Source organism: Actinophytocola sp. (genome assembly GCF_035762905.1).
GTDB lineage: Bacteria > Actinomycetota > Actinomycetes > Mycobacteriales > Pseudonocardiaceae > DASYTH01.
Genome location: NZ_DASUCC010000035.1, coordinates 38,907 through 62,083, shown reverse-complemented (window position 1 = coordinate 62,083; position 23,177 = coordinate 38,907). Strand labels below are relative to the sequence as shown.

The 23,177-nt window shown below is 72.4% G+C and carries 19 protein-coding genes; 14 read left to right on the top strand and 5 right to left on the bottom strand.

Annotated elements, in window-relative coordinates:
• Window positions 1–222 precede the first annotated feature (222 nt).
• Genes VFV67_RS06255 through VFV67_RS06215 form a run of 9 tightly spaced genes read left to right on the top strand, consistent with a single transcriptional unit; the run spans window position 223 to window position 12,336 of the window.
• Window positions 223–1,569 carry a lysine N(6)-hydroxylase/L-ornithine N(5)-oxygenase family protein gene (locus VFV67_RS06255; protein WP_326467931.1) on the top strand — a complete coding sequence of 449 codons (1,347 nt, stop codon included), beginning with the start codon at window positions 223–225 and terminating at the stop codon, window positions 1,567–1,569.
• Window positions 1,566–1,913 carry a cupin domain-containing protein gene (locus tag VFV67_RS06250; protein WP_326467929.1) on the top strand — a complete coding sequence of 116 codons (348 nt, stop codon included), beginning with the start codon at window positions 1,566–1,568 and terminating at the stop codon, window positions 1,911–1,913. Before VFV67_RS06255 ends, VFV67_RS06250 begins: the two co-directional genes overlap by 4 nt.
• On the top strand, window positions 1,910–4,864 hold the full coding sequence (locus tag VFV67_RS06245) for an FAD-dependent oxidoreductase (RefSeq protein ID WP_326467927.1): 2,955 nt from the start codon (window positions 1,910–1,912) through the stop codon (window positions 4,862–4,864). Before VFV67_RS06250 ends, VFV67_RS06245 begins: the two co-directional genes overlap by 4 nt.
• Window positions 4,861–8,187 carry an amino acid adenylation domain-containing protein gene (locus VFV67_RS06240; RefSeq protein WP_326467926.1) on the top strand — a complete coding sequence of 1,109 codons (3,327 nt, stop codon included), beginning with the start codon at window positions 4,861–4,863 and terminating at the stop codon, window positions 8,185–8,187. The genes VFV67_RS06245 and VFV67_RS06240 overlap by 4 nt, the downstream gene beginning before the upstream one ends.
• Complete coding sequence (locus VFV67_RS06235; protein ID WP_326467924.1) at window positions 8,184–9,686, top strand: AMP-binding protein; 1,503 nt, start codon at window positions 8,184–8,186, stop codon at window positions 9,684–9,686. Before VFV67_RS06240 ends, VFV67_RS06235 begins: the two co-directional genes overlap by 4 nt.
• Window positions 9,676–9,963 carry an acyl carrier protein gene (locus VFV67_RS06230; RefSeq protein WP_326467922.1) on the top strand — a complete coding sequence of 96 codons (288 nt, stop codon included), beginning with the start codon at window positions 9,676–9,678 and terminating at the stop codon, window positions 9,961–9,963. The genes VFV67_RS06235 and VFV67_RS06230 overlap by 11 nt, the downstream gene beginning before the upstream one ends.
• Window positions 9,960–10,568, top strand: coding sequence for a GNAT family N-acetyltransferase (locus tag VFV67_RS06225; RefSeq protein WP_326467920.1), 609 nt, complete (start codon window positions 9,960–9,962; stop codon window positions 10,566–10,568). The genes VFV67_RS06230 and VFV67_RS06225 overlap by 4 nt, the downstream gene beginning before the upstream one ends.
• A complete protein-coding gene (locus VFV67_RS06220) occupies window positions 10,565–11,638 on the top strand; it encodes a C45 family peptidase (RefSeq protein WP_326467918.1) in 1,074 nt (357 codons plus the stop codon). Before VFV67_RS06225 ends, VFV67_RS06220 begins: the two co-directional genes overlap by 4 nt.
• Window positions 11,635–12,336: a hypothetical protein gene (locus VFV67_RS06215; protein ID WP_326467916.1), complete on the top strand. Its 702-nt coding sequence runs from the start codon at window positions 11,635–11,637 to the stop codon at window positions 12,334–12,336. The genes VFV67_RS06220 and VFV67_RS06215 overlap by 4 nt, the downstream gene beginning before the upstream one ends.
• Here the strand turns inward: VFV67_RS06215 and fabG are convergent.
• The 5 genes from fabG to VFV67_RS06190 form a co-directional block, all read right to left on the bottom strand.
• On the bottom strand, window positions 12,291–13,025 hold the full coding sequence (fabG, locus tag VFV67_RS06210; protein WP_326467914.1) for a 3-oxoacyl-[acyl-carrier-protein] reductase: 735 nt from the start codon (window positions 13,023–13,025) through the stop codon (window positions 12,291–12,293). The two genes, VFV67_RS06215 and fabG, sit on opposite strands and share 46 nt — an antisense overlap.
• Window positions 13,022–13,900, bottom strand: coding sequence for a hypothetical protein (locus VFV67_RS06205; protein WP_326467913.1), 879 nt, complete (start codon window positions 13,898–13,900; stop codon window positions 13,022–13,024). Before VFV67_RS06205 ends, fabG begins: the two co-directional genes overlap by 4 nt.
• Window positions 13,897–14,982, bottom strand: coding sequence for a beta-ketoacyl synthase N-terminal-like domain-containing protein (locus VFV67_RS06200; protein WP_326467912.1), 1,086 nt, complete (start codon window positions 14,980–14,982; stop codon window positions 13,897–13,899). Before VFV67_RS06200 ends, VFV67_RS06205 begins: the two co-directional genes overlap by 4 nt.
• A 464-nt stretch (window positions 14,983–15,446) precedes the next feature.
• Window positions 15,447–16,676, bottom strand: coding sequence for a beta-ketoacyl-[acyl-carrier-protein] synthase family protein (locus VFV67_RS06195; RefSeq protein WP_326467911.1), 1,230 nt, complete (start codon window positions 16,674–16,676; stop codon window positions 15,447–15,449).
• Window positions 16,673–16,927, bottom strand: a complete 255-nt coding sequence (locus VFV67_RS06190) for an acyl carrier protein (protein ID WP_326467909.1) — start codon at window positions 16,925–16,927, stop codon at window positions 16,673–16,675. Before VFV67_RS06190 ends, VFV67_RS06195 begins: the two co-directional genes overlap by 4 nt.
• Before the next feature lie 162 nt (window positions 16,928–17,089).
• Between VFV67_RS06190 and VFV67_RS06185 the strand changes: the two genes are divergently transcribed.
• From VFV67_RS06185 to VFV67_RS06165, 5 genes are read left to right on the top strand one after another with little or no spacing between them, the layout of a single operon-like run.
• A complete protein-coding gene (locus VFV67_RS06185) occupies window positions 17,090–18,034 on the top strand; it encodes a DMT family transporter (RefSeq protein WP_326467908.1) in 945 nt (314 codons plus the stop codon).
• A 6-nt stretch (window positions 18,035–18,040) separates the two neighbouring features.
• Window positions 18,041–18,808, top strand: a complete 768-nt coding sequence (locus VFV67_RS06180; protein ID WP_326467906.1) for a thioesterase II family protein — start codon at window positions 18,041–18,043, stop codon at window positions 18,806–18,808.
• A 2-nt stretch (window positions 18,809–18,810) separates the two neighbouring features.
• Window positions 18,811–19,737 carry a hypothetical protein gene (locus tag VFV67_RS06175; RefSeq protein WP_326467904.1) on the top strand — a complete coding sequence of 309 codons (927 nt, stop codon included), beginning with the start codon at window positions 18,811–18,813 and terminating at the stop codon, window positions 19,735–19,737.
• Window position 19,738: 1 nt separating this feature from the next.
• Window positions 19,739–21,955 (top strand): iron-containing redox enzyme family protein, encoded by a 2,217-nt coding sequence (locus VFV67_RS06170; protein WP_326467902.1) that lies wholly within the window; start codon window positions 19,739–19,741, stop codon window positions 21,953–21,955.
• A 2-nt stretch (window positions 21,956–21,957) separates the two neighbouring features.
• The gene (locus VFV67_RS06165; protein ID WP_326467901.1) at window positions 21,958–23,115 is read left to right on the top strand and encodes an acyl-CoA dehydrogenase; all 1,158 of its coding nucleotides are present in this window, start codon (window positions 21,958–21,960) and stop codon (window positions 23,113–23,115) included.
• Window positions 23,116–23,177 lie beyond the last annotated feature (62 nt).

Sequence of the window (23,177 nt, the reverse complement as noted above, 5' to 3'; positions counted from 1 at the left end):
CGGCGCCTGCTGAGAGTCTCTTGACCGGCGTCGCGTTGCCCGATCTAATGTCCCACTGTCGGAAACGGGGGCGTCGTCGGTAACCGTTGGCTTCGTTGGGTTTGGGGACCGATCTGTCCGAATGCGATAGTTTGTTCCCCCCGCAAACAAATTACCATCGAGCCGCATTAAGTGACGCTGAACGCTGCCGTAGGCGACATTGACCGCGCGGAGAGGCGATCTGTGACGAAACAACTATCTGCGGCCCGGTTCGACGTCGTCGGCGTGGGACTGGGTCCGTGCAACCTGAGCCTCGCCGCCCTGTTCGAGCCGCTCACCGAGATCCGCGCCCGATTCGTCGAGGCCCGGTCCACCTTCCAATGGCACTGCGGGATCATGGTGCCCGGTGCCGAGCTGCAGGTCTCGTTCCTCAAGGACCTGGTGACCCTGGTCGACCCAAGCAGCTCGTTTTCCTTCCTCAACTACCTGGCCAGCCAGGGCCGGCTTTACCGCTTCCTGATCGCGCACGGCGACCGCTGCTCACGCCAGGAGTTCGAGCAGTACTACCAGTGGGCGGCGAGCCGGCTGCCCGACATCGCCTGGGATCACCGGGTGGAGTCCGTCGAGCTGCGCGACGATCTGCTCGAGGTGCGCTGTGCCGGCCGAGATCCGGTGCGCACCGCCAACCTGGTGCTCGGTTCCGGCCGCACCCCGCAGCTGCCCGGGTTCGCCGCGAAGCTGCGCGGCAGCACGGTATTGCACAGCGCGGAGTTCCGGATGATGCGCCGTCCGGTGGCCGGCCAGGACATTCTGGTGATCGGCGCCGGGCAGAGCGGCGCCGAGGTGGTCAACCATCTGCTCGGCGGCGAACTGGGCCTGCCCCGTTCGGTCACCTGGGTTTCCAGCCGGCTCGGCTTTCTCCCGCTCGACGACTCGCCGTTCTCCAACGAGTGGTTCCAACCGGACTATGTGGAGCACTTCTACGGGTTGCCCGCCGGGCGGCGCAGGGCCCTGCTCGACCGGCAGCGGCTGGCCAGCGACGGCGTATCGGAGTCGCTGCTGCGGGAGATCTACCGGCGGCTCTACGACCTGGACACGCTGCAGTCCGGCCGGCTGCGGCACCGGTTGCTGGTCTGCCGCAGGGTGATCGACCTCGCCCTGGACCACAACCGCCTGGTGGCAACGATTCATGACGAGGACACCGACACCATCGAGACCGCCGACGCCGACATCGTGATCTGCGCGACCGGCTACCGCAGCGGGTTCCCGGACTACCTCGAACCGTTGCGCGGGCGCCTGCTGGACGGCTCCGGCGGGCTGCGGGTCCGGCGGGACTACTCGCTCGACTGGGACGCGCCGCCCGGGCTGGGCATCTACGTCCAGAACGCGGCCGAACAGACCCACGGCATCGCCGATCCCAACCTCAGCCTCGCCGCGTGGCGCAGCGCTCGGATCGTCAACGCGATCTGTGGCCGCCCCGCGTACCGGATCGAGGACGCCCGGTCGACGATCTCGTGGCGGGGCACCGGCCAGGCGTTCCGGCCGGAGGACGAACTGTTGCCCGACACCGCGGGGGTGAACCTGCCATGACCCGGCCAACACGCATCGCCTACCAGGAACCGGAACCGTACGAGTCCGGAATGGTCATCGAGGAGGTGGCCGCCGACGCCACGCCGGGCGCGCCGCACTGGCCGTTCCGGGCCTCCCGGTTCGAGGTGCCGCCGGGCGCGACCACCGAACTGGACATCCACGACGTTGCCGAGCTGTGGCTGGTCCGGTCCGGGCACGGCACGGTGAGGTCCGGCGGCACCACGCTCGAGGTCGGCCCCGGCGAGATGGTGTACTTCGCCGGCCGGGTGCCGCACCAGGTGACCAACACCGGCGCGGACGCGATGCGGCTGTTCAGCGTGTGGTGGAACGGCGCCCCGGCATGATGCACGATCTGGCCGTCGTCGGTGCCGGCGTGCTCGGCTGCTGCACCGCATACCAGGCGATCCGCTCGCATCCGGACTGGCGGGTGCTGCTGCTCGAACGGTCCGCCATCGGCGCGGGCGCCACCGGGTGGTCGGCCGGGGTCAGCTTCCCGCTGGCCGCCACGGCACGGCATCGCGAGTTGGTGCGGGCCAGCGCCGCCGAATACGCCGCGCTGCCGGCAACCGCGAAACGGTTCCTCCGTCCGGTGCGGATGATCTACGTGGTCTCCGGCGAGCGGCTCGCCGCGCTGCGCGACCGGGTGGTCGACGCCGAACTGCGCGAGGTCTCCGGCGACGAGCGCCACCGGGTCACGCGGATGCTGCCCGACCTTCGGCTGGGCGCGGACGAGCGGCTGCTGACCCACGACGGAGCCGGGTTCGCGGTCGACGCGAAGCAGTTCTCCGAGGCGCTGGTGGCCGAGCGGGTCGAGGTCCGGCTGGGCGCGCAGGTCGAGACCGTCGAGTCGCTCGGCGACGCCTTCCGGTTGGCCACCGGCCGAGCGGAATGGTTGGCCCGCCGGGTGGTCGTCGCCTCCGGGCCGTGGTCGGTGCCGACACCGCTGCCCGACCCGCCGGGCGCCCGGCGCAAGCGGATCGCCGCCGTGCACGCCGCTCTGCCGGTGGTGGCCGGCGATCCGCTGGTGTACTTCGTCGACGACGATCTGTTCCTGCTGCCCATGTCCGCCGGCTCGGCGCTGGTCAGCTACTACCGCGACGAGTGGGACACCGATCCGGCCACGGTGGATGGCGTGGCCAACCGCGCGGACCTGACGCTCGGCACCGAGGCACTGCGGCGGCGCAGCCCGGCCGCCGCCGCGGCGGTGACCGGCGGCCGGGCCTTCTGCGATCTCTATACCGACGCGCGCCTGCCGGTGGTCGTGTCGGATCCGGGCATCCCCGGGCTCGCCGCCATCCGAGGCGGCTCGGGCTCCGGCGTCCGGCTCGCGCCGGCCCTTGCCGGCGAAGCGTTGCGCGCCGTCGGTTCCAGCCCGCCCAAGGAGGCACCCGTGACCACCAGCAGCACCGGGCCGGGCTTCGGCGCGCGACCCGTCTTCGTCTTCTCCACCCCGCCGACCCCCAACGGCGACCTGCATCTCGGCCACCTGTCCGGGCCGTACCTCGGTGCCGACGCATTCGTCCGGTTCCAGCGGATGAACGGCACGGCGGCCTGGCACCTCACCGGCAGCGACGACTTCCAGAGCTACGTCGTCGAATGCGCCCGGCGCGAGGGCCGCACGCCGGCGGACACGGCCGCGCACTACAGCGCCGAGATCGCCGAGACCCTGCGATTGATGGACATCGAGCCGGACCAGTACACGGTGACCAACGCCGATCCCGGCTACCCGAAGGGACTGCAGGCGTTCTTCAGCCGGCTCGTCGAGTCCGGTTCGGTCGCCCCGCGGCCGGCGCCGGCCCTGTTCGAGGGGTTGAGCGGCGCGTACCTGTACGAGACCTGGGTGAGCGGCCGGTGTCCCACCTGCGGCGAGCCGACGGGCGGCAACATCTGTGAGGAGTGCGGCGAACCCAACTCCTGCGCGGATCTCGTGGACCCGGTCGCCAACCGGTCCGACATACCGCCGGAGCCGGGCACCGTGGCCCGGTTCTCCCTGCCACTGCACGAGTTCCGGGCGGAGGTCGCCGCACATCACCGGGCCGGACGGGTGCCGGCCCGACTGCGCGAGCTGGCCGAGCGACTGTTCGCCCGGGACCGGCTGGACATCGCGGTGAGCCACCCGTCGGACTGGGGGGTGCCGCCCATCGAATCCGACGTGGACGGACAGGTCATCTGGGTGTGGCCGGAGATGGCCTACGGCTTCCTGCACGGCATCGCCGCGCTCGGCCGGCGCACCGGCCGGAGCTGGGACGCCGCGCAACCCCGGCCGGATTGGAAGATCGTGCACTTCTTCGGCTACGACAACAGCTTCTACCACGCCATCCTCTACCCGGTGCTGTACCGGCTGGCCTTCCCGGACCTGACGCTGGACATCGACTACCACGTCAACGAGTTCTATCTGCTCGACGGCGCCAAGTTCTCCACGAGTCGTCAGCACGCCATCTGGGGCAAGGAGATCCTCGGCCCGCAGAGCGTGGACGCGGTCCGCTTCTACCTGTCGCGCACCCGCCCGGAGGGCCGCCGGACGAACTTCGAGCGGGCCGCGTACGAAGCGGAGTTGGGGGACGTGCTGATCGGCACCTGGCAGCGGTGGCTCACCGACCTGGGTGACCGGGTCACCCGGCACTGCGCCGGCCGGGCACCGGAGACGCCGGCCCGTACCGCCGAACAGAACGCCTTCCTCGGCCGGCTCGAGGTCCGGCTGGCCGCGCTCACCAACAGCCTCGGAGCCGAGGGTTTCTCGCTCAACCGGGCCGCGGCCGAGCTGCACGGCATCGTCGAGGACACCGTCTCGTTCGCCCGGCTGGAGGGCGCGGTGGCGGACAGCGCCGCCTGGCGGGACGAGACCCGCGCGGCGATCGGGCTCGAATTGGCCGCGGCCCGGCTGCTGGCCCGCTGTGCCACGCCGGTGATGCCTCGGTTCGCCGCCCGGCTGGCCGGTGCGCTCGGCGATCCGCCACCGGCGGTCTGGCCGGACCGGGTCGATCCGGTGTCGGCCGGGACCGCGGTTCACCTGTCCGGCCAGGTGTTCTTCGTCGCGGACCCGCCGGAATCCACGCCGCTGCCGTGGTTGCGCGCGCTGGTGCGCGAGACGCTCCAACTCGCCGAGGATGCGGCGGTCGACGAGCGCACCCTGACCGAGCTGGGCGCCGGCTCACTGCAGGCGGTCGCGGTGCAGTTCCAGATCCTGCGGCACACCGACGTCGACCTCCCGCTGCCCGAGCTGCTCGGCACGAACGTGGCCGGGCTGGCCGGAATCCTCGAGCAACGAGTGGCCGCGGAGGGCGTCACGGTATGAGTAGTCCCACCGAGGTCATCCGGGAGATCGAGGCGCGCGGGCTGCGCATCTCCGCGGCCGGCAGCGAGCTCCGGCTGCGCGGACCGCGGGAACGGATGGATCCCGCGCTCATCGCGACGATCAAGACGCACAAGGCGGAGCTGATCGCCCATCTGAGCACGCCCGGCGCCGAGCGCCCGGCCGCCGGCTTCCCGCTGACCCCGTTGCAGCAGAGCTATCTGCTCGGCCGCGGCGGCGACTTCGAGCTGGGCAACGTCGCGAACCACGCCTACGCCGAGGTGGAGGGCGTCTGGGACATCGACCGGCTGGCGGCCGCGCTGCGGTCGGTGGTGCGGCGGCACGGAATGCTGCGCACCCGGTTCGTCGACGGCACGCAGATCGAGCAACCGTGGCCGATCGACGTGCGGATCCAGCGGCTCGACCTGCGCGACCGCACCCCGGCCGAGCAGCGGGCCGACCGGCTGCGGCTGCGGCACGAGCGCTCCCACCGGATCCTGCCGGCCGACCGCGCGCCGCTGCTGGCCGTCGGGGTGACGATCCTGGCCGACGACCGGATGGTGCTGCACATCGGCCTGGACGGGCTGGTCGCCGACGGCATGAGCTTCCTGCTGTTCTACCGGGACTGGTGGCGGGCGTACCGGGACGGACCCGAGAACCTCCCGGACACCGCGGAGCTGCCGTTCGCCGAGTTCGTCGCCGCGCTGCGGGACGCCGCGACCAGAGCCCCGGCCCGGCGCTCGCGCGGCTACTGGCTGGACCGGATCGACGACCTCGCACCGCACCCGAACCTGCCGCTGGCCAAGGATCCCGCGGCGATCACCCACCCCCGGTTCGTCCCGAGGGCGGTGCGCCTCGACCTGACCGCGTGGGCCGCGTTCAAGGCTCAGGCGCACCGGGCCGGGCTGACCCCGGCCACGGCGCTGCTCGCCGCCTACGCGGAGACCCTGTCCGTATGGGGCGCCGGCCGGCGGTTCACCGTCACCACCACCGTCGCGCACCGGCTGCCGATCCACCCGCGGATCGCCGACGCCATCGGCAACTTCTCCGACACCATGCTGGTCGACATTGCCGTCGATCGCGGGATCTCCTTCGCGGACCGGGCAACGGCCCTCCAGGACCGGATGCACCGCGACCTCGACCACCGGCACTTCTCCGGCATCGAGGTAATGCGCGAACTGGCCCGCAGGCGGGCCGACCCGACAGCGGCCCGGATGCCGTTCACGTTCAACTGCACCATCGGCAACACACCGGACGGACTGGACGGTTCCTGCCTCGAGCTGTTCGGGCCGGAGGTCTACTCGGTCAGCCAGACCCCCCAGGTGTGGGTGAACGTGTTCGCCGCCGAGCGGCCGGACGGCCTGCTGGTGAAGATCGACGCGGTGGACGAGCTGTTCCCGGCGGGGCTGGTCGAAGACCTGGTCGCGGGCTACCGGGCCATGCTGAACCTGTTGTGCCACGCGGAGAACTGGGCGGCACGGGACTTCGACCTGCTGCCCGCCGGGCAGCGTGCGCGGCGGGTCGCGGCCAACGACACCGCCACCCCGGTGGCCGGCGCGATGCTGGCCGACGCCTTCGTCGCGGCCGCCGAACGCACCCCGGACGCCGCGGCGATCATCACCGGACACCGGACCATGAGCTATGGCGAGCTGCTGCGCCGGGCCCGGCAGGTCGCCGCCTGGCTGCGGTCCGGACGGGTGGCCCGCGACGAGCTGGTCGGGTTGGTGATGACCCGGGGGCCGGAGCAGATCGTCGGCATGCTCGGCACGCTGCTGGCCGGCGCCGCCTACCTGCCGGTGGACGCCGACCTGCCCGCCGCCCGGCGTGAATTCCTGTTGCGGGACGGCAAGGTTCGATACGCGCTGACCAACACCGACTGGACCGGCGAGACGTTTTCCGTGCTCCGGCTCGATTGCGGCGGCCCGGTGCCGGACGGCGATCCGGCCGACCTGGAGCCGTTGCCCGGCGCCGGACCGAACGACCTGGCCTACGTGCTCTACACCTCCGGAACGACCGGCGAGCCCAAGGGCGTGATGGTCAGCCATCGCAGCGCGGTCAACGTGATCGCCGACTGCACCGCGCGGTTCGCCGTCACATCGGCGGACCGGTTCTTCGGTATCAGCGCGTTCACCTTCGACCTGTCCGTCTACGACGTGTTCGGCGCGCTGTCGGCGGGCGCGGCGATCGTGCTGCCGGACGCCGACCGGGCGGCGGATGCCGCGCACTGGGTGCGGCTGTGCGGCGCGGCCGGTGTGACCGTGTGGAACTCGGTGCCGGCCATCGCCACGCTGCTGCACGAGGCGGCCGCGGCGGACGGGCCGGAGCGGCTGGCGACGCTCCGGCTGATCATGCTGAGCGGGGACCGGATCCCGCCGGCCCTGCCGGCCGCGCTGCGCGCGCTCAACCCCGACCTGGAGCTGGTTTCGCTCGGCGGCCCAACGGAAACCACGATCTGGAACATCCTGCATCCGATCGCTCCCGGCGACGAGCACCGCGGCACCATCCCGTACGGCCGGCCCAACGCCAACAACCGGGCCTACGTGCTGGACCAGGACGGCCTGGACACCCCGGACTGGGTCGCCGGCGAGATCTGCGCGGCCGGAACCGGTCTGGCCCGCGGCTACTGGGCCGACGAGGCGCGCACCGCCGAGAAGTTCCCGTTCGACGAGCGCCGGGGCGAGCGCCTCTACCGGACCGGGGACATCGGCCGTTACCTGCCGGACGGCGAGATCGAGATCCTCGGTCGCGCCGACCACCAGCTGAAGGTCAACGGGTACCGGGTCGAGGCCGGGGAGATCGAGGCCCAGCTCGCCCGGTTGGCCGCCGTGCGGCAGGCGGTGGTGGTCCGGCAGGAGCGCGCCGGCGGCGACCGGTTGGTCGCGCATCTGGTGCCGGACAACGGTGAGCGCCCGGCCGACGGCCGGCTGCGTGAGTTGCTCGGCGCCGTGCTGCCCGCCTACCTGGTGCCGGCCACGTTCGTCTGGCACGCCCGGTTGCCGTTGACCCGTAACGGAAAGGTCGACCGGGGGGCATTGGCCGCCCGGGCCGCGCCGGACCGCCCGGCCGCCGCACCGGTCGGCGGCCCGGTGTCGGAGACCGCGCACCGCGTGGCCCGGCTCTGGGCGGCGGTGCTCAGGACCGACCGGGTCGACCCGGACGAGAACTTCTTCGAGCTGGGCGGCAACTCGATCGACGCAGCCCGGATCGTCACCCGGGTGCGCAAGGAGTTCGGGGTGAGCATCCCCCTGCAACGGCTGACCGAGCTGGTCACCGCCCGCGCGATGGCCGGGTACGTTGACGCCGAGCGGCCGGAGCGGGACCGATGACGTACTCGATCGTCAACCGGATCGTCACGGCCGCACCCGAGGCCGGGCACCGGATCCGCTTCGTGCGGCTGGATTCCACGGAGTCGTTCGAGCTGACCGAGCTGTGGGCGATGGCCGGGCGGGTGGCGCACGGGCTGCGCGGGCTCGGTGTCCGGCCGGGGGACCGGATCGGCATCCTGGCCCCGAACTGCCTGGAGTGGGTCCTGCTTGATCTGGCCGCCCTGCGCCTGATGGCGGTGACCGCCGGGTTCGAGTCCGGCAAGTTCGCGGCGGACGGCGAGCTGCTTGCCCGCTACCGGCTGCGGCTGCTGTTCACCGACCGGCCGGCCGGGGCACCTGGCGTCCGTCCGATCGGGATGGTCCGCGAGTTGGCCGCAGGGCCGGCGCCGGAAGCGTTGCCGCCGGCCCGGTACGCGGTCGACGACGTGACCACGCTGAAGTTCACCTCGGGCAGCACCGGGCAGCCGAAGGCGCTCGCGGCGAGCGTGGGCAGCATCGACGGCTCGCTGCGCGCGGTGCAGCAGATGTTCGCGCACGGCGCGGCGGACGACCTGTTCGTGTTCCTGCCGCTGTCGCTGTTGCAGCAGCGGTACTGGATCTACTCGGCGCTGTGCTTCGGCCACGACGTCACGGTCAGCACCTATGAGGCCGCGTTCGTCGCGCTGCGGCAGACCCGGCCGACCGTGGTGATGGGCGTGCCGGGGTTCTACGAGGCGGCCCGCAAGCACATCGAGACCAGGCCGGGTTGCCGGGTCGAGGCCGCGCGCGGCCTGTTCGGCGACCGGATCCGGTACCTGTGGACCGGATCTGCGCCGGCCAGCGCCGAGGTGCTGCGCTTCTTCACCGACGCGGGGCTGCCGCTCTACGAGGGCTACGGGCTCAACGAGACCTGCATCGTGAGCAAGAACCACCCCGGCGCGCACCGGGAGGGCAGCGTGGGCAAGGTGCTGCCGGGCAAGCAGGTGCTGTTCGACGCGGGCGGCGTGATCAGCGTGCGCAGTGACCATCCGGTGAACCGGCGCTACGAGTACGCCGCGCCCGGCGAGTCGGAGCGGGTGTTCGGCGCCGACGGCGTGGTGCGCACCGGTGATCTCGGCTATCTCGACGAGGACGGCTTCCTCTACATCCGCGGGCGGGCCGACGATGTGATCGTGCTGGACAACGCGCGCAAGATCGTGGTGCGGCCGATCGAGGAGCACCTCAAGGCGAGCGCGGCGATCGAGGAGTGCGTCGTGCTCTGCGCGGATCGCACGAACCTGGTCGCGGTCGTGTCCCCGGCGCAGGATCCGGCCGACGAGGACGCGATCACCGCGGCGCTGCGGCAGACCAACTCCGCGTTCGGCGGCGACGAGCGGATCCGCAAGATCGTCATCGCCCGGCCCCGGTTCAGCATCCAGAACAACACGCTCACGTCGCAGTACAAACCGCAACGCAACCGGATCTTCGACCTCTACCGCTCGGAGATCGAGGACCACCGAAGGGGTATCCATGCACGATGACCACACCGGCGCGATCGAGCGCGCCGCCCGGAGCTGTCTGGCCCGGACGCTGGACACCGGGATCGCGCCCGCGGACATCGGGCTCGACCTCGACATGGTCAACGAGTACGGGTTGTCCTCGCTGAACAAGGTGCTGTTCGTGACCGCCGTGTGCGACGCGACCGGTGTCGGCGTCGGCAACTTCACCGAGCACGACCTGGCCGCGCTGCGCACGCTGCGCGACGTCGTCGCCGCGTTGTCCCGGCATGCACTGGCCGGCGAGGCGGCGGCGCGATGACCTGGACCGATCTGGCGGCGGTGACGCTGGAGAACGTGCACGTGCGGCTGCGGCCGCTCACCGATGCCGACCGGGACTCGTTGCGCGCCATCGCGATGGATCCGGAGATCTGGCGGTACTTCGTGTCGCTGGTCCGCACCGACGCCGAGTACGACGCCTACTTCGAGGCCACGCTGGCCGACCACATGGCCGGCCACCGGGCCGTGTTCCACATCACCGACAAGCACACCGGCCGGGCCGCCGGCAGCATGAGCTTCGGCAACATGGCCGAGGCCGACGCCCGGATCGAGATCGGCTGGTCCTGGCTGGGCCGGGAGTTCCGCGGCCGGGGCGTGAACCGCTGGGCGAAGTTCCTGATGCTGGAGCACGCGTTCGAGCGGCTGGGTGCCGAGCGGGTCGAGTTCAAGACCGACCAGCGCAACGAGCCGGCCCGCCGCGCGCTGCGCAACATCGGCGCGGTGGAGGAGGGTGTGCTGCGCAGCTTCAACTACATGCCCGGCGGCCGGCGCCGCGACGCGGTGTTCTACAGCGTGCTGCGCGCCGAGTGGCCGGGTGTCAAGCGGGCGCTGGCGGCCGCGCCGAAGGTCCGAATGGGCGCGGGATGACCGGCCCGGTCGCGTTCGTCCGCGCCGAGGGCGATCCGTTCGCGATCGGCCGGCAGCACGGCGCCGCGCGGGCGTCCGACCTGCGCGCGTTCCTCGACGACGGGCTGGCCCGGCTCAACCACGTGGTGCCCGGCCCGGAGCTGATCATGGCCGGGCTCAGCGCCACGATCGCGGCGCATGCGGTCGAGATCGAGGCGGCCACCCCGGATCTGGCCGCGGAGATCCGGGGTCTGGCCGAGGGCGCCGGGATCAGCCACGAGCAGGCGCTGCTGTTGCAGCTGCGCCGGGAGATCATGGGCTACCGGCGGGTGCCGGCCGGCGGCGACTGCACCACCTACGCGGTGTCCGGGCCGGAACCGGTGCTGGCCCAGACGATCGATCTCAACGGCAACCTGGACGACCAGATCGCGGTGCTCGACGTGGCTCGCGCCGGGTCGGGCCGCCGGGCGCTGGTGCTCAGCTTCGCCGGACTGCTCGGCTATCTCGGGGTCAACTCGGACGGACTGGCGGTGGGGCTGAACCTGGTGCTCGGCGGCCGGTGGGGTCCGGGGTTGCCGCCGTACCTGGCCATCCGGCACGTGCTCGACACCGCGTCCGATGTGGACGGTGCGCTCGCGGTGCTACGCGGTCTGCGCCTGGCCAGCTCCCGGTCGATCACCCTGTGCGACCGGACGAGCGCGGCGGTGCTGGAGATCGTGGGGGACCGGCGCCGGGTGGTGCGGGCCCGGTGGACCGCGCACACCAACCATCTGCTGCATCCCGACCTCGTGCCCCTGGACGAGCTGAACGTGTTCGCCCGCAACTCCTCGGTGCGCCGGCTGGCCGCCTGCCGGGCCGGTGTCGCGGCGCTGCCCGACTCCGCGCGGGTGTCCGACCACCTCGCCGTGCTGTCCACGCCGCCGGTCCACGTGCCCGACCACGGCGACATCACCAGGGAGCGCACGGTCGCGACCGTGGTGCTGCTGCCCGCGTCGGGTGAGCTGTACGTTCGTCCGGGCGGCGACCCGACCGGCGCGCCGCGGTCGTTTTCGTTGCACCGCATGGCGAGCGTGGCAGGGCAGCGATCATGATCGACCAACTTCTCGACGAGGACACCGTCGGCGCGACGCTGCACCGGCTGGTAGCGCTCACCCGCGCGGAACTGGTGTGCGTCCCGTCGCTGGCCCGGTGTCGCGCGGACGAGTCGCGGGCCGCGCTGGCCGAGATGGCCCGGCTGCCGGCAGCGGGCATACCGGTACGCATGCTGTGCTCGCCGGACGCGCTGCTCTCCGCCGCTGGCAGGCGGTTCCTGGACGAGGCCGCCGGCAGCGGGGTCCAGGTCCGGGTGGCCGAGGCGCCGCTGCACGAACTGGTGCTGGTCGACGACCGGGTCGCCCTGGTGTACGCCGATCCGACGTCCGACGAGCCGGCGATCCTCACCCACACCCCGGCCATCCTGCGGGTGTTGCGGGCGTTGTTCACCGGTGCCTGGCGGGCGGCCAGCACCGCCGCGGACCCGGACGTGCCGGCCGCCTCGGGCTGGGACCGGCTGACCCGGCGGATCCTGGACTATCTCGGCGCCGGCTACAAGGACGACGTCGCGGCGCGCCGACTCGGCGTCTCGGTGCGCACCTACCGGCGCTACGTCGCGGACATCATGCGGGACATGGGTGCGGCGTCCCGGTTCCAGGCCGGCGCGCGGGCCGCCGAGCTGCGCCTGCTGCACGGCGCGCCGGACGACGGTCAGCCCATGCCACCGTCCACCTGGAACACCGCGCCGCTGATGTAAGCGGCCCGGTCCGAGGCGAGGAAACCCACCAGCCCGGCCACCTCCTCGGGCCGGCCGAACCGGCCGAGCGGGATGCGGTGCACCGCATCGGAAACCACCGCGTCGCCGAGGCCGGCGGTCATGTCGGTGGTGATGAAGCCCGGCGCCACGACGTTGGCGCGGATGCCGTACCGGCCGACCTCCTTGGCCAGCGCCCTGGTGAACCCGATGATGCCGGCCTTGGCCGCCGAGTAGTTGGTCTGCGTCGGGTTGCCGTGCACGCCGGCCACCGACGAAATGGTGATCACGTTGCCGGACCGGCGTTTCATCATCTCGAAGACGGCTGCCCGGCACACGTGGAAGGTGCCGTCGAGGTTGGTGTCGAGCACCCGGTCCCAGTCCGGCCGGCTCATCATCACCAGGGGTCCGTCGCGCACCACGCCGGCCGAGGTGACCACGGTGTGCACTGGTCCCAGTTCGGTGCCGGTGTCGGCGACCAGGCCGGCCACCGCGTCCGGGTCGGTCACGTCCACCGGCCGGCACAGCACCCGGGCGCCGAACTCGCCGGCCTCCTTCGCCACCATCCGGGCCGCGTCCGCGTCCGTGCGGTAGCAGAACCCGACATCGAAGCCGTCCTCGGCCAGTCGCAGCACCACCGCGCGGCCGATGCCCCGGGAACCTCCGGTCACCAGCGCCACCCGCCTGGTCACGGCGTTTCGCCTCCCTCGTCCCGCATCGACACCACCAGCCGCCGCACGGAAAGCACGGTCCGGCCGGCCACAATGGACTCACCGGTGAACACCGCCGCTCCGCCGGCGGCGGTGACCATCCGGACCCGGTGCTCCACCACGTCGCCGGGAAGCACCGGTCCGGCAAGGTGAACGCCGGTCATCGAGCCGAGCAGCAACACCCGGGCCGGGTCGTCCCATCCGGTGAGCACGCCGGCCGCCTGGCACCAGGACTCGACCACCAGCACCGGTGGGTAGGCGAAGCCCGGTCCGCCGCCCGCGTACCAGGGTTCGTTGCCACTGACCGCCTTCGTTGCGGTCAGCCGGACGCCGGGAACCAGACCGGTCACCCGGTCCAGCAGCAGCATCGGGTACCGGTGCGGCAGCAGCCGGGCGATGCCGTCCAGGCCGAACGCCGGCCCACCCACCGGCCGCTCCGGCTCGGCGGCCGGTGGGGCCGGCTCACCGGTCTCCCGGTAGGTCAGCCGCATCCGGGCCACCACGCCGCGGGCCGTGGCCACCTCGGCCGCGCAGCACCACTCTTCGCCGGCGGGCGACCAGGCGAGGGTGATGGTCAACTCGTCACCGGGGCGGACCGGCGCGAGGAACCGGGCCTGCCGCACCGCGACCAGCGCCGGCTCGATCCGGCCGGGCGGTGCGGCGAGCGCGGTGCGATGCACACATTCGATCACACAGACGCCGGGGAACACCGGGAAACCCGGGTAGTGACCGGTGAAGACCGGCTCGGTGGGCCGGACCGGCAGCACGGCGGTGACCGTGTCGCCGGCGCGGGCCACGTCCCAGCCGCCGGTCGCGGCCACCCACGGACCGCACGCCCGCTCGGTCACCCCGGTCATGCCAGCCGCACCAGCACGCAGCCCACGGTGCCGTCCCGGTCCACAGTGGACACCAGGGCGGTGCGCCCGGCGGCGGCCGGCTCGTGCGCCGCGAGCGCGAGCACGCCGGCCAGCCCGAACGCCCCGGACGCGGCCTGGGTGTCACCGACCAGGTCGGTCACCGGGAGCTGCACCGGCGGCCGGCAACCCAGTGACTCCAGCACGATCCGATCCGGGTCGGCGGCGGCCAGCTCGGGATCGTGCGCGGCCGCCATCGCCCAGACCTCCGCCGGCGCGGTGCCTGACTCCGTGAGCACGCCGCGCACACAGCCGGCCAGCACACCGGGCAGTTCCGGACGCGCACCGAACACACCGAGTCGGATCGCGAGCACCTCGGCCAGCCCGGAGCGCCGACCGGCTGGTTCGACCAGCAGCATCGCGCATCCCTCGCCGAGTGATGCCGTCGCCGGCCGGTTCGGTGCCGCGTGGTGCTCGAGCCACGCGCGGGTGACCGAGAACTCCTCGGCGGCGCCGCACAGTACGGACCCGGCCCGGCCCGCCCGCAGCAACCGGCGGGCGTAGTTCAGGGCGAGCAGCGCCGAGGACCGGCCGCCGGACACCGTGACGTTCGGCCCGCGCAACCGGCTCCGGATGCCGCACTGGGCCGCGGCACAGTTCATCACCGTGTTCGGGAAGTGCGCCGGGTTCACCAGGTACGGCAGCTCCTTGACGAGCGAATCCCTGGTGAAGTCCATGATGCTCTGCGCGCTGCCGATGTTGACCCCCAGCACCAGCGCTGCGTCGGTGCCAACCCCGTCGAGCCGCTCGCCGTCGTCGCCACGGAGCAACTCGGCCGTGGCCGCCACGGCGAGCCCGGTGATCCGGTCCATCGACCGGGTTCCCTTCGCGCCGAGGACTGTCTGGATGTCGAACCCGGGCACCAGGCAGGCCTGCTCGAACGGCACCGCCCAGCGGTCCGGGTCCAGCGGAGCCGCACACGACCGCCGTTCCCGCATCCCGGCATCAAACGCGGCCGCCCCGATCCCGTACGGCGACACGGCAGCGAACCGGGAGATCACGCTCCGGTGGGAAAGCAACGTCACGTTGTGCTCCTAGGAAAGCAACGGCTCCGGGTGATGCCCTGCGGCCCGGGTTGGCCGGGCGCCTGCGGCGCCCGGCGCCGCAGGCGCCGGGCGGTGCCGCGTCGATGCCGTGGGTGCCGAGCGTGCGGGCCGGTTGTGTTGTTGGTGCGGCGCGGGGTGTGGTGTCGTTGTTGGGGAGTCGGGTCTTGTAGCGGTGGGCGTTGTCGAGTGGCGGTCCGGCCCGGGTTGCCGGGCGCCTGCGGCGCCCGGCGCCGCGGGCGCCGGGCGGTGCAGGGTTCTGCGGGTCGGGCGCCGCGGGCGCCGGGCGGTGCAGGGTTCTGCGGGTCGGGCGCCGTGGGCGCCGGGCTTGTGTTGGTGGGTGCGGCGCGTGGGTGTCGGGGGGCGGGCCGGCCCGGGTTGCCGGGCGCCTGCGGCGCCCGGCGCCGCGGGCGCCGGGCGGTGCCGCGTTGGTGCCACTCGCACGCTCACGGTTCGTCCCGGTACCGGCCGAGGATGAGCACCGCGTTGTTGCCGCCGAAGGCGAGCGCGTTGTTCTGCACCACGCGCAGGTCGGCGGCGACCGCGGTGTTGGGGACGCAGTCCACCGCGCAGTCCGGATCGGTCTCCTCGTGGTTGATCGTGGGTGGGATGAACCCGCCGACGATGGCCAGGATGCAGCCGATCGCGGCCAGCGCGCTGGCGGCGCCGAGGGTGTGCCCGAGCATCGACTTCATCGCGACGGTGCGCGGCGGGCGGTCGCCGTACACCTGGTGGATCGCCCGCGCCTCGGCGAGGTCGTTGGCCCGCGTGGCGGTGCCGTGCGCGGAGATCAGGTCGACCTCGTCCGGCTTGATCCCGGCGCAGTCCAGCGCCAGCCGCATGCACCGGGCCACACTGTCCGCGTTGGGTGCCACCGGGTTGTCCGCGTCGCAGTTCAGGCCGAACCCGAGCACCTCGGCGTAGATCCGCGCTCCGCGAGCCAGCGCATGGTCCAGGCTCTCCAGCACCAGCATGCCCGCGCCCTCGCCGGTCAGCATTCCCTTCCGGTTGGCATCGAACGGCTGGCAGCGCTCCGGGGCCATCGCGCCCATCCGGTAGAACCCGGCGAACGTCTTGCGGCACAACGCATCCGCGCCGCCGCACAGGGCGACGTCGGTGTCACCGGCGCGCACCGCGTCGAACCCGTAGCCGATCGCGTAGTTGCCGGCCGCGCACGCGGTGGGGATGGTCAGCGCCTCGACGTCGGTCAGCCCCAGCTCGCGGGCGATGAGCGTGGACAGCCGGCCGGCGTTGGTGCGCCGGGCCGGTTCGGGCGCGATGCCAACGGGTCCGTGCGCGACGGTCTGCGCCACCAACTGGTCGAAGTCGCGGGACTCGGCGTTGGTGGTGCCGACCGCGACCAGGCTGTGCCGGGCGCGCAACCCGTCGAGCAGCGGCCCGGCGTCGGCCACCGCCATCCGGGCCGCGGCGACCGCGAGCCCGCCGGCCCGGCCGAGCTCCGCCGGGGCCAGCCGCTCGATCCACGGCGCCGGGTCGAACCCGACGATCTCACCCGCGACGGCATGCTCGAATCCCGTGGTGTCGAACGCGGTGACCGGCCGCACCCCGCTCCGCCCGGCGCGCAGTGCCGCGCCGAACTCGACGGCCCCGACGCCGATGCTGGAGACGACGCCGAGCCCGGTGATCACCACGCGCCGGCCGGCGGCGCCGGTCACGTCCGGGCCGGAGCGGCCGCGACCACCTGGTAGACACCGTCGAGGTTGACCATGCGGGCCAGCTCGCTCTGATCGATCCTGATCCGCAGCTCCTCCTCGAGCGCGGCCAGGATCTCGATGGCCCGCAACGAGTCGGCGCCATGGTCCTCCCGGAACAGGCTGGCGTCGGAAACCTCGTCCGGGTCGATCTCCAGGATCGCGCACACGATCGTGCGGATCTCGTTCCTGCGCTCCTCGGCGACAACGGTCACGGCGCTCGACCTCCCTGGCTCGATGGGCACCGGAAATCTACGGCCGGAAGCCGGAATTCCGAGCCGTACCGGCTCGGATGGCATGAAGTTGCCAACGTCCTTCGCACGCGGGTGTGTCGCCGGCCGCGGGGTTAGATTCGGCACCGTCAGGAGGGTGCGAACATGAACCGTACCAAGGGGACCGAGCAGGCCGCCCTGGTTGCCGCCGGAGCCACGATGCTGCTGTGGGCATCGGCGTTCGTCGCCATTCGCGCCGCCGCACCGTACTTCTCACCCGGTGCGCTTGCGCTCGGCCGGATGCTGGTGGCCTCGGTCGTGCTCGGCGCGATCCTGTTGATCCGCCGCGAGGGCTGGCCGTCCCGCGCCGCGTGGCCGGGCATCATCGCCTCCGGGGTGCTGTGGTTCGGGCTCTACATGGTGACCCTGAACTGGGGCGAGGAAAGCGTGGACGCCGGAACCGCCGCGCTGATCATGGGGGTCGGCCCGATCCTGATCGCGCTGCTGAGCGCTCGGCTGCTGCACGAGCGGATCACGCGCTTCCTGCTGATCGGACTGGCCGTCTCGTTCGCCGGCACCGCGGTCATCGGAATCTCGGTGTCCGACGGCGGTGGCAGCTCGGTGGCCGGGATGCTGCTCTGCCTGGTCGCGGCCGCGGCGTTCGCCTGCGGTGTGGTGGCGCAGAAACCGGCCCTGCGGCACGCGTCCGCGGTGCAGGTCACCACGTTCGGCTGCGTCGTCGCCTCGGTCGCCTGCCTGCCGTTCGCCGGGCAACTGGTCACGGAGGTCGGGGCCGCGCCGGCCCCGGCCGTCCTGAACATGGTCTACCTCGGCCTGTTTCCCACCGCACTCGCCTTCACCACCTGGGGGTACGCGCTGCACCGCCTGCGGGCCGGAACGCTCGGCGCCACGACCTACGTGGTTCCGGTGCTCGTGGTCGCGCTGTCCTGGATCGTGCTGCGCGAGGTACCGGGTGCTCTGACGGTCGCCGGCGGCCTGCTGTGTCTGGCCGGTGTGGCGGTCTCCCGGATGCGGGACCGGCAACCGGCACCGGCCGTGCGGCAACCGGAGCGCCCGGCCGCGCCGGTCGCCTCGGTGGACAAGGGATAGCGGCCGATGACGGGTTCCTGGTTCCGGACCGGCAACCGGCCGGCACACCCGCGCGCGCACGTGTTCTGCTTTCCGCACGGCGGCGGCGATCCGCGCGGCTACCTGGGTTGGCAGGCCGGCCTGGACGCGGAGCTGCTCGCCGTCTGCGCCCCGGGACGCGGGCACCGGTTCGCCGAGCCGCCGCCGGAAAGCATCGGTGAGCTCGCCGTCGGTGCGGCGGATGCGATCGCCGGCCACGCCGACGCGCCGATCGTCCTGTTCGGACACAGTTTCGGCGCACTGGTCGCGTTCGAGGTGGCCCGGCTGCTGCGGGACACCGCAACCCCGCGCCATGTGGTGCTGTCCGGCTGTGTCGCGCCGGCACTGCTGCCGACCGAGTACCTGGTGTGGGCCGCCGGTCTGGACGGGCGTGAGTTCGCCGAGGCGGCCGGCCGGTACGAGGGTCTGGCGCCGGAGATCGTCGCCGACGAGGAGTTGCAGGAGCTGCTGCTGCCCGGTCTGCGAGCCGACCTGCGCCTGATCGCCGGGTACCGGTACCGGCCGGCCGCCCCGCTCGCGATCGGCGCCACGCTGGTGAACGGGCGCGACGACTGGCATGTGGCGGAGAACCTGCTCGAACCGTGGCGGGCCGAGTTCACGACCCCGCCGGCCCAGCACTGGCACGACGGCGGGCACTTCTACTTCGACGAGTACCCGACCGCCGTGCCGCGACTGCTGGCCACCCTGGTGTCCGAACTGGACGAATCGCTCGATCAGCACGTCGAGGTCATCTAGCCATGACCATGCCAACGGCACCCGTCTTCCTGACCGCGCCGCACTACGTGCTCGGCGAGATCGAGCAGGAGCACACCGCGATCGTCAACCTCGCCGAGCGGATCGCCGAGTTCGGCATGCTGCCCAAGCCGGACCTGTGGGGGTGGGGCACGGTGCGCCGCACCGAGCGGAGCATCGAGGAACTGGCGATCGAGACCGGTTCGGCGACGCTGCGCGCCGCCGGGCTCGACCCGGTCTCGGTGGACGCGGTCGTGCTGTGCTCGACGGGTTTTCCGGTCGGTACCAGGATTCACGGGAGCTTCGCGCAGACCGTCCTGACCGGCATCGGCACCGACGACGCGGACTACCTCGGCGTGGGCATCAACCGGTGCACCAACCTGCTGGCCGGCCTGCAGGTCGCCGATGCGCTGGTGCGGGCCGGCCGGCACCGCCGGGTGCTGGTGGTCACCACCGACCGGGTCACCGACGAGGCCATGCGGATGGAGAAGTTCGCGTTGTTCAGCGACGGCGCGGCCAGCTGCCTGGTGGTCGACGATCCCGGCCCGGCCGGCGGATTCGAGCTGCTGGCCTGCGCGGCGGCCAACCGGGTCCGGGAGCTGGACTGGTCCAACGAGATCAGCGTGGAGTTGGCCCGGCGGGTCAACGATCAGCTGCTCAAACCGTTCGGCCTGACGCTGGACCAGGTGTCCGGGCTGATGCACGCCAACATCTTCACGCCGGTGGTGCTGCTCAAGGAGATGCAGGCGGGCTGCACGCCGGCCCAGCTGTACACCGACAACATCACGCGGGTCGGGCACTGTTTCGCCGCCGACCCGCTGATCAACCTGGTCGACCGGACGGCGGCCGGGCACGTGCTGGCCGGCCGGCACTACCTGCTCGCGGCGAGCGTGCCCGGGTCCCGGATCGGCGTGCTGCTGCGGAGTCTGTGACGTGTCGACCAGAGGGGACACCATGGCGCTGGCCACCTTCCGCCTGCCGGACCGGATCACCTCCTCGGCGCTGGCCGCCTTCGAGTTCAGCCCGGGGGCGGGGGTGGAGGCCGCCGAGATCCTTTCCGGAGGCCCGGCGGAGACCTTCCAGCGGATCATGCGGGACCAGGAGTCCGAGCCGGTTCTTCTTGCCGCGCGCCAGATCCTGCACGCCATGTTGGGCGAAGCGGACGGCGCCGGCCCGGACTCGGCGGACGGCATCGCCGCCGAGGTGCTCGCCGCCCGCGCCGAGCTCGCCGCGACGGCGGCTGAGCTGGTGCCGGACGAGTCCCGGCGCCGCATGCTGCTGCGCGAGCGCGCGCCGCTCGCCCTGCTCGCCGGCTGCTGGCTGGACATGCTGTCCCAGCCGGCAACCCAGCCCTCGGTGATCGTCAACCGGTTGCTCCAGGACCATTTCGTGCTGAAGGGGGAGGGGAACATCCAGCGTTCGGTGCAGCACGTTCGGCACCGCGAACTGGCGGAGTCCGGGATCTACCTGCCGCCGGTCGGCGCCGAGGACTTCCTGCGCCGGGCCGAGGTTCGGCCGCTCACCGCCGCGTTTGCGTGCTGCTACCTCGCGCTGTCCCGGCTGCCGGCCGCGTTCCTGCCGGAGGTGGTCGGCGTGCACTACGCCTTCCTCGCCCTCGGCACCGACGATCTGCTGACCGGCACGCCCGGGCCGCTGCCGGAGCCGGCCTTGCGCGCGGCGCTGGCCGAGTACCTGGAGCTGACCAGGGACTCGGTCACCGGTGCGGCCGACCGGAACCGGCTGCGCGCGGCGGTCCGGCTGGTGCTCGGCCTGGAACGTGCACACGTCGCCATGCTGGCCGAACTGGCGCAGTGGCACGACGACCTGCCGCTGGACACCCGGGTCGCGGCGATCGTGGCACGGCACGCGCCGTTCGCCGGTGACCACCACCGCGGCGTGCGGGTGCGCGGCCGGCTGCTCACCGAGACCTTCGCCGATCCCGAGTTCGACGTGGCCGCGTTTCTCGACGAGTTCCGCCGGTCCCGCCAGGTGAAGCCGTTGCGCACCGGAAGTTGCCGGTTCCTCGACTCGATCCGGTTCGGCGGCCCGATGTTCGGCATCTTCGACGAGCACGAGGCGGCCACCCTCGCGCAGTGGGTGCGCCGCGCGCAGGATGGTGACCTGCCGCCGATCCGGTTGTGCCGCAACGAGGTCGGGGACGACCGGGCCGCGGCCTGGCGCGCGGCGGTCGCCGCCGCCCGGCCGGCCGACGTCCGGTTCACCGATGCGGAGCCCGAGGGCGACCGCGAGCTGCTCTACCGGCTGGTCAACATCGAGCACTTCGCCAACACGCTGCCGCTCGCCCGGCAGCGGGCGATCGAGGGCCTGCTGGCCGCGGAGATCCTGTTCGAGCACGGCGCACGCGGCCGGTACACCGATGCCAGCTTCTTCGACTACTCCCCGGCGGCGCTGCTCGACCGGGTCGAGCGGATCTACTGGGACAAGCTGATGGGCCCGTACCGGCCGTTGACCGACATCCCCGACCGGGACGAGGTGATCTTCGGACAGACCGCGTTCGCGCTCGGCAACCTGATCGACGGCGCCTGGGCCCACCGGATGGGCAACGCCGGCCGCTACCACCGGCGCAGCGACGGGCTGCTGCTTTCCATCTACCTGGACGAGATGGGTCGCGGCGATCTGCGCAAGAACCACCTCACGCTGATCCACCAGGTGCTGCACAACCTGTCGGTCCCACTGCCGCACATCCGGGACGCCGCGTTCCGCGACCAGGACCTGCTGCCGGAGACCCACGGCCAGTACGAGTCCGCGATCCACCAGCTCTGCCTGTCGCTGTTCCCGGACACCTTCTACAACGAGATCCTCGGCTACAACCTGGCCATCGAGATGTACGGCCTCGGCGAACTGCGCATGCACGAGATCGAGAAGCTGCGCCGGCACGGCCTGGACACCGCCTACGAGGAGGCGCACCTGTCCATCGACAACATCTCCGCCGGCCACTCGCGGCAGGCCACCGACGTGATCACCGCATATCTCGACGACGTCCAGCGCACTCTCGGGGCCGCGGCCGTGCCCGGCGAGTGGCGGCGGATCTGGCGCGGTTACGCGTCGTTCGCCTACTTCGCCGAACACCGGCTCCGGCGCGAGCTGGCCGGCACGGCCGCTGCCGCGGACACCGAGCTGGCGATCTGACCATGTCGTTGGACGAGGAGATCCTGGCGCTGCCGTGCTACGAGGAACGGCACCGGGACACCGCCAAGCGGATCCAGGACTGGTGCGCGACCAACACGGCGCTCTGGGACGAGCCGGCCGGGGACGAGGCGCACACCGGCCGGGCGATCCAGCGGGCCCTCGGCCGGGACGGCTGGCTCGCGTTCCTCGACGCCGACACCGAGTCCGAAGTGGACCTTCGGTCCTTGTGCCTGATCCGCGAGGCACTGGCCTACCACGACGATCTGGCCGACAACGCCTTCGCGATCCAGGCGCTGGCCGCCCGGCCGATCCTGCGGTACGGCACCGAGCAGCAGCGCAGGCGGTACCTGCCGGGCATCGCGGCCGGCGAGCTGGTCAGCTCGTTCGCCCTGTCCGAGCCGGATCGCGGCTCCGACCTCGCCGGCCTCACGGTGCGGGCGGACCGGGTCCCGGGTGGTTACGTCCTCAATGGACACAAAGCCTGGGTCGCCAACGGCACCATCGCCGGTCTGCACTGCGTGGTGGCCCGCACCGGTGAGGGTCCCGGCCCGCTCGGCCTCACCGCGTTCCTGGTTCCGGCCGGCACGCCCGGCGTCCGGGCGGAGCCGATCGCGTTGCTCGCCCCGCGGTCCTGCGCCCAGCTCACGTTCGAGGACTGCCGCGTTGCGGACGATGCCGTGCTCGGCCGCCCCGGTGCCGGGTTCGTGCTCGCCATGGACGTGCTCGAGCGGTTCCGGATGACCGTCGGCGCGGCGGCCGTCGGTTTCGCCCGCCGGGCCGCCGTCGCCGCCCTGTCCCGGGCCCGAACCCGACCGCTCGGCGACGGCCGGCTCTTCGACCTGCCCACGATCCGGGCCGGCCTGGCCGACATCGAGATCAAGCTGAACGCCGCCGCCCTGCTGGTCGCCCGGGCCGCCTGGGCCGCGGACACCGGCCAGCGCCGGTTCGCCCACCACTCCAGCATCGCCAAGGCGCACGCCACCGAGGCCGCCCAGGAGATCGTCGACGCCACCGTGCAGATCTTCGGCGCCGCCGGCCTTGTCGCCGGCAGCGTGCCCGAGCGCCTGTACCGGCAGATCCGGTCGCTGCGCATCTACGAGGGCACGACCGAGATCCAGAAGTCGGTCATCGCCGCCGGCCTGGCCCGGCGGCCGAACTGAGCTACCCGATCGGCGGTGCCCGGTCGGGTCCCGGCGCAATACCGTTGCCGGAAGCCGTTTGC